This is a genomic window from Roseateles sp. P5_E11 (assembly GCF_054049355.1).
Map to the genome: position 1 here is coordinate 1 of NZ_JBFUMO010000314.1, position 6,782 is coordinate 6,782.

At 65.4% G+C, this 6,782-nt stretch carries 4 protein-coding genes, 1 tRNA gene and 1 pseudogene; 5 read left to right on the forward strand and 1 reads right to left on the reverse strand.

All coding sequences use genetic code 11. The features are described 5' to 3' along the window. Nucleotides 1–517, reverse strand: a 517-nt coding sequence (locus ACXJKR_RS20350) for a squalene/phytoene synthase family protein (RefSeq protein ID WP_457324359.1), incomplete at its 3' end; no start/stop codon positions are given. 132 nt (nucleotides 518–649) lie between these two features. Here ACXJKR_RS20350 and ACXJKR_RS20355 point away from each other — a divergent pair. The 5 genes and pseudogenes from ACXJKR_RS20355 to ACXJKR_RS20375 form a co-directional block, all read left to right on the forward strand. Then, nucleotides 650–1,780, forward strand: a complete 1,131-nt coding sequence (locus ACXJKR_RS20355; protein WP_056198252.1) for an efflux RND transporter periplasmic adaptor subunit — start codon at nucleotides 650–652, stop codon at nucleotides 1,778–1,780. Nucleotides 1,781–1,792: 12 nt separating this feature from the next. Then, nucleotides 1,793–4,972: an efflux RND transporter permease subunit gene (locus ACXJKR_RS20360; protein ID WP_457324360.1), complete on the forward strand. Its 3,180-nt coding sequence runs from the start codon at nucleotides 1,793–1,795 to the stop codon at nucleotides 4,970–4,972. A 141-nt stretch (nucleotides 4,973–5,113) separates the two neighbouring features. Further along, nucleotides 5,114–5,200: transfer RNA gene (locus tag ACXJKR_RS20365), tRNA-Leu, on the forward strand. Between the two features lie 29 nt (nucleotides 5,201–5,229). After that, the gene (gene tig / locus ACXJKR_RS20370) at nucleotides 5,230–6,543 is read left to right on the forward strand and encodes a trigger factor (protein WP_457324361.1); all 1,314 of its coding nucleotides are present in this window, start codon (nucleotides 5,230–5,232) and stop codon (nucleotides 6,541–6,543) included. A 111-nt stretch (nucleotides 6,544–6,654) separates the two neighbouring features. Continuing rightward, a pseudogene (locus tag ACXJKR_RS20375) lies at nucleotides 6,655–6,782 on the forward strand (ATP-dependent Clp protease proteolytic subunit); the annotation flags it as partial.

The following is a 6,782-nucleotide window of genomic DNA, read 5'->3' on the forward strand; positions in this document are numbered from 1 at the left end:
GCGGCACATAGAGCCGGCCATTGGGTCCATCACGACTGAAGTCCTGCCAGAAGTTGATCAATTGCAGGGCGGAACAGATCGCGTCAGAGCGGCGCAGCGACACGGCGTTGTTCACGCCATACAGGCCCAGCAGCAGCCGCCCCACCGGGTTGGCTGAGCGGCGGCAGTAGTCGAGCAACTGCTCGCGGTCGGCGTAACGCGGCGGTGTCAGGTCCTGCTCGAAGGCGTCGAGCAGGTCATGCAGCAGGGGCGGCTGCAGCCGGTGCATTTCTCGCGCCAGCGGTGCGTAGACGTGGGGCCAGCGCGACGACGGTGCCTGGCCGGCCACCACGGCGTCCAGGTCGGCCCGATAGTCGCGCAACGCCTGAGCGCGCTCAGCCGTGGAAGCGTCGCCCTCGTCGGCCAGATCGTCCGCCGTGCGTGCAAAGTGATAGATCGCGACGACTGCCGGCCGCAGCGCGGGCGGGCACAGCACGGAGGCAACAGGAAAGTTCTCGTAGTGGTCGACGCTGCTCAAGCTTTTTCTCAAGTTCCGCTTGCAAAGCCCGGATATGTCAACGAGGTTTGACAGTTGTCACAGGGTCTGAATACATTACTGACCCGCCGGTCATTAAATTTTAGGCCGGCCGTTCCATCTGCCGAGGTCTGCATGCCCCATCTTCTGCGTCTCGCTCCGCCCCTGCTGTCGGCAGCGCTGCTTTTTGCACTGTTGTCAGGTTGTGGCAAGCAGCCCGCCGCTCCCGAGCCGGAACGCGCGGTGCGCACACAACTCGTCAGCGCGGGCGCGGCCAGTGCCAGTCATGAGTATGCGGCCGAGGTGAAGGCGCGAGTCGAATCACGCCTGTCTTTCCGTGTCAGCGGCAAGCTGCTGAGCCGGGCGGTGAATCTGGGCGACACGGTCAAGCCGGGCCAGGTGCTGGCCCGCATCGACGCCCAGGACCTCAGGCTGGCTGAGGCTGCCGCGAGTGCTGCCGTCATGGCCGCGCGCACCAACCGCGATCAGGCCGGCGCCGACTACAAGCGCTTCGTCGACCTGCAGCGCCAGGGCTTCATCAGCGCCGCCGAACTGGAGCGACGCGACTCCGCCTTCAAGGCGGCCCAGGCCCAGCTGGAACAGGCCAAAGCCCAGTCAGATGTGCAGGGCAACCAGTCCGGCTACGCCCAGCTGACGGCCGATGGCGCCGGCGTCGTGACCGGCGTCAACGCCGAGCCCGGCCAGGTGCTTGCGGCCGGCACGCCGGTCGTGAGCGTGGCGCTGGATGGCCCGCGTGACCTCGTCTTTTCAGTGCCCGAGGATCAGGTCGCCCGCGTGAAAGCCGCAGCCGGTGTGGCCGGTGCGCTGAAGGTGCGCCTCTGGGGCGCCGACAAGACCTACCCGCTGACGCTGCGCGAGGTGTCTGCCGCGGCCGATCCGGTCACGCGCACCTTCCTCATCAAGGCCGACGCCGGCAAGCTGGACGTCAGGCTGGGCCAGTCCGCCACCGTCGTGCTGGAGCTGCCGCAGATGGCCGGCGTCATCAAGCTGCCCCTCGCGGCCGTGCTGCAGCAAAGCGGCAAAAGCTCGGTGTGGGTGCTGGATGGCGCGTCGATGACGGTCAAACCGGTGGCGGTGCAGATCGGGGGCGCCGAAGGCAACGATGTTGTCATCGCCGGCGGGTTGACGGCTGGCCAGGAGGTCGTCGTCGCGGGTGTGCATGTGCTGAACCCGGGCCAGAAGGTCAAGCGCTATGTGCCGCCGCGCACCGTGAATGCGCCGGCGGCCCCTGCGGCCTCACGCTGAGCCGGGGCGCACATGAATTCCCCGATCACCAAGGAACTCCGCGTCGGCGGCTTCAATGTCTCGCGCTGGGCGCTGGAGCATCCGGCCCTGACGCGCTACTTGATGGTGGTGCTGATGCTGATGGGCTTCGTGGCCTATTTCCAGCTAGGCCAGGACGAGGACCCGCCGTTCACCTTCCGCGCCATGGTCATCCAGGCCTTCTGGCCGGGCGCCACGGCCCAGCAGATGGCCGACCAGGTCACCGACAAGATCGAGAAGACGCTGCAGGAGGTGAACCACGCGGACAAGATCCGCTCGTACACCAAGCCCGGCGAGTCGCTGACGGTCTTCCAGGTCAAGGACAACACGCCGCCCAAGGAAGTCGCCGACCTCTGGTACCAGACGCGCAAGAAGATCGGCGACATGCGCAGCTCGCTGCCCGCGGGTGTGCTGGGCCCCGTGTTCAATGACGAGTTCGGCGACGTTTACGGCTCCATCTATGCGCTGTCGGCCGACGGCTTCAGCCGCGAGGAGCTGCGTGAGCACGCCGACCGCGTGCGCCAGGCCCTGCTGCAGGTCAAGGACGTGGCCAAAGTCGAGATCTTTGGCGTGCAGCCCGAGAAGGTCTTCATCGAGATTTCGCAAAAGCGCCTGGCCCAGCTGGGCCTGGATTTCAGCCAGGTCATCAACCAGATCGGCACGCAGAACGCCGTCGAGGGTGCAGGGGTGCTGAACGCCGGCAGCGCCAACTTCCAGGTGCGGGTGCAGGGTCAGTTCACGACGGCCCAGGCCCTGGCCGAGGTGCCCATCCGTGCCATCAACCCGCAGACCGGCGTGGCCAGCCAACTGCGCCTGGGCGACATCGCCACCATCAAGCGCGAGTACGTCGACCCGCCGGCCACCAAGGTGCGCCACCAGGGCAAGGAGGTGCTGGCCCTGGGCGTATCCATGGCCAAGGGGGGCGACATCATCGCGATGGGCAAGGCGCTGAACATCGCACTCAAGGGCATCGAGCGCGAACTGCCGGCGGGCATCCAGCTCGAGCAGGTGCAGGACCAGCCCAAGGCCGTCACCACCTCCGTCGGCGAGTTCGTGCACGTGCTGATCGAAGCCGTCGTCATCGTGCTGGCGGTCAGCTTCATCGCGCTAGGTTTTCACACCAAACCGCTGCGCATCGACATCTGGCCCGGCCTGGTCGTGGGCATCACCATCCCCTTGGTGCTGGCCATCACCTTCACGACGATGTTCTATTGGGGCGTCGGCCTGCACAAGATCTCGCTCGGGTCGCTGATCATCGCGTTGGGCCTGCTGGTGGACGACGCCATCATTGCCGTCGAGATGATGGTGCGCAAGCTCGAAGAGGGCTACGACAAGATGCACGCCGCCACTTTCGCCTACGACGTGACGGCCATGCCCATGCTGACCGGCACGCTGATCACGGCGGTGGGCTTCCTGCCCATCGGTCTGGCCAAGTCGACGGTGGGTGAATACACCTTCGCGATCTTTGCGGTGACGGCCGCGTCGCTGATCATCTCCTGGGTCGTCTCGGTCTATTTCGTGCCCTATCTCGGCGCCTTGCTGCTGAAGAGCAAACCGGCGGCGGACGGCGAAGTGCATGAGCTCTTCGATACGCCCTTCTACAACCGCTTCCGCGGTGTGGTGCGCTGGTGCGTGGAGAACCGCTGGAAGACCATCGCCATCACGCTGCTCGTGTTCGCGCTCGGGATCTTCGGCATGGGCAAGGTGCAGCAGCAGTTCTTCCCCGATTCGAGCCGCCCCGAGGTGCTCGTCGACCTCTGGCTGCCCGAGGGTTCGACCATCCAGGAGACGGAGCTTCTCGCCAAGCGCTTCGAGGCGCGCATGCTCAAGGAGCCAGGCATCGCCAGCGTGACGAGCTGGGTCGGCTCCGGTGTGCCGCGCTTCTATTTGCCGCTGGACCAGATCTTCCCGCAGGCCAACGTCACGCAGTCCATCCTGCTGCCCAAGGACCTGACGGCGCGCGAGGAGTTGCGCAAGCGCTTGCCGGCCGTGCTGGCCGAGGAGTTCCCGGAGGCGCGCGGCCGCGTCAAGCTGCTGCCCAATGGCCCGCCGGTGCCCTACCCGGTGCAGTTCCGCGTGACCGGTGCCGACCCCAAGATCGTGCGCGACTGGGCCGACAAGGCCAAGGACATCCTGCGCACCAGCCCCAATATGCGCGGCGTCAATGACAACTGGAACGAGAACGTCAAGATGCTGCGCCTCAAGGTCGACCAGGACAAAGCGAGGGCGCTGGGCGTCACGAGCCAGAGCCTGGCGCAGTCGGCGCRCACCCTGCTGTCGGGCAGCGTCATCGGCCAGTACCGTGAAGCGGACAAGCTGGTCGACATCGTGCTGCGCCAACCGCTGGACGAGCGCGCCGTCATCACCGACATCGCCAACGCCTATGTGCCGACCAGCACCGGCCGCTCCATTCCGCTGACGCAGATCGCCAAGGTCGAGTTCGACTGGGAGCCTGGCGTCATGTGGCGCGAGGGCCGTCTCTACGCCGTCACGGTGCAGGGCGACGTCGCCGAGGGCCTGCAGGGCGCAACGGTGACCAAGGAGGTCTGGCCCCAGCTCGACGAACTGCAGAAGAAGATGCCGGTCGGCTACGGCATCCAGATCGCGGGTGCCGTGGAGGAAAGCAGCAAGGGCACAGGCTCGATCGGCGCGGGCGTGCCGATCGCGCTCTTCATCATGCTGACGCTGCTGATGCTCCAGCTGCACAGCTTCGTCCGCGCGGCACTGGCATTCCTGACGGGCTTCTTCGGTATCGCCGGCGTTGCGTTCGCGCTGTTGGTGCTGAACCGACCGTTTGGCTTTGTCGCCTTGCTGGGCGTGATCGCACTGTTCGGGATGATCATCAGAAATTCCGTGATCCTCATCGACCAGATCGAGCAGGACCGTGCCCGAGGTGTGCCGGATTGGTCGGCCGTCGTGGAGTCGGCTGTGCGGCGTTTCCGTCCTATCGTGCTGACGGCCGCCGCGGCGGTGCTGGCCATGATTCCGTTGTCGCGCAGCGTCTTCTGGGGGCCGATGGCCGTGGCCATCATGGGCGGGCTCATCGTCGCAACTGCGTTGACACTGCTCGCGCTGCCGGCGATGTATTCCGTGGTCTTTCGCGTCATGCGCCCTGAGGAGCACAGCCGGCTGCACAGCCGCTTCGTTGACAGCGAAATTCCTGGCCAGGCCTGACGAGGCGCAAGCCTTTTCGTCAGGGTTTTGCCGCCCCGTGGACCGGGGCGGCGGGCAAGCCACGCAGGATCGCTACAATCGCCGGTTTGCCGAATCGCCTACGGGGTTGCTCTTGAGCAACCCAATCAGAACCAACCCGTTGCGCGGGTGGCGAAATTGGTAGACGCACCAGGTTTAGGTCCTGACGCCTTCACGGGCGTGCCGGTTCGAGTCCGGCCCCGCGCACCACTGTCAACAACCGTTCTCCCGAGTCCATCATGGCCGTCACCGTCGAAACCCTGGAAAAGCTGGAACGTCGCATCACCTTGCACGTCGCGGCCGCTGAGATCAACAGCGAAGTCGAAGCCCGCCTGAAAAAGCTGGCCCGCACCGTCAAGGCCGACGGCTTCCGTCCCGGCAAGGTGCCGATGAACGTCGTCGCCCAGCGCTATGGCTACTCGGTGCAGTACGAAGTCGTCAACGACAAGCTCGGCGCCGCCTTCAACAACGCCGCCAACGAGGCCCAGCTGCGCGTCGCTGGCGCGCCGCGCATCGAGCAGAAGAACGAAGCGCCTGAAGGCCAGATGGCCTTTGACGCGACCTTCGAGATCTACCCTGAAGTCAAGATCGGTGATCTGGCGGCTGCGGAAGTCGAACGCGTCACCAGCGACGTGACCGATGAAGCCATCGACAAGACCATCGAGATCCTGCGCAAGCAGCGCCGCAGCTTCGCCCAGCGCCCGGCGGCCGACGTGGCCCAGGTTGGGGACCGCGTCACTATCGACTTCGAAGGCAAGATCGACGGCGAGCCCTTCGCCGGCGGCAAGGCCGAGGGTTTTCAGTTCCTGATCGGCGAAGGCCAGATGCTGGAGCAGTTCGACGCCGCCGTGCGCGGCATGAAGTCGGGCGAGAGCAAGACCTTCCCGCTGCAGTTCCCCGAGGACTATCACGGCAAGGACGTGGCGGGCAAGGAAGCTGACTTCCTCGTCACGGTCAAGAAGATCGAAGCCCAGCACCTGCCTGAAGTGAACGAGGCATTCGCCAAGTCCCTGGGCATCAAGGACGCGACGGTTGAAGGCCTGCGTGCCGACATCAAGAAGAACCTCGAGCGCGAAGTGAAGTTCCGCGTGCTGGCGCGCAACAAGGGTGCCGTCATGGACGCCTTGGTCGCGGCCTCCGAGCTGGAAGTGCCGAATGCCCTGGTGCAGGGCGAAGCGGCGCGCATGGTCGAGCAGGCCCGTGAAGACCTGAAAAAGCGCGGCGTCAAGGATGCCGACAAGGCCGAGATCCCCACCGACATCTTCAAGCCGCAGGCCGAGCGCCGCGTGCGCCTGGGCCTGGTGGTTTCCGAGTTGGTGCGCGCCAACAACCTGCATGCCAAGCCTGCCCAACTGCAAGCCCACATCGAAGAGCTGTCGCAAAGCTAYGAGAAGCCCGCCGAAGTCATGCGCTGGTACCTGGGCGACCGCGAGCGCATGGCCGAGGTCGAGGCCGTCGTCGTCGAGAACAATGTCACCGACTTCGTCCTTTCCACCGCCAAGGTGACCGACAAGGCTCTGCCTTTTGASGAGCTGATGGCCACCGGCAACTGAAGAGTCCTGGCCTCACGAAGGCGCCGTGCCGCAAGGCCGGCGCCTTTTTACTTGCATCGCCATAATCTGCCCCCATAACGGCTGTTACCGGTTTAGTTTTCAAGGATCTGAATGAGCGCTCTCGAAACCAGCAATCTGGGCCTCGTGCCCATGGTCATCGAAACGTCGGGTCGCGGCGAGCGCGCCTACGACATCTACTCGCGCCTGCTGCGCGAGCGCATCGTCTTCCTGGTATGGCC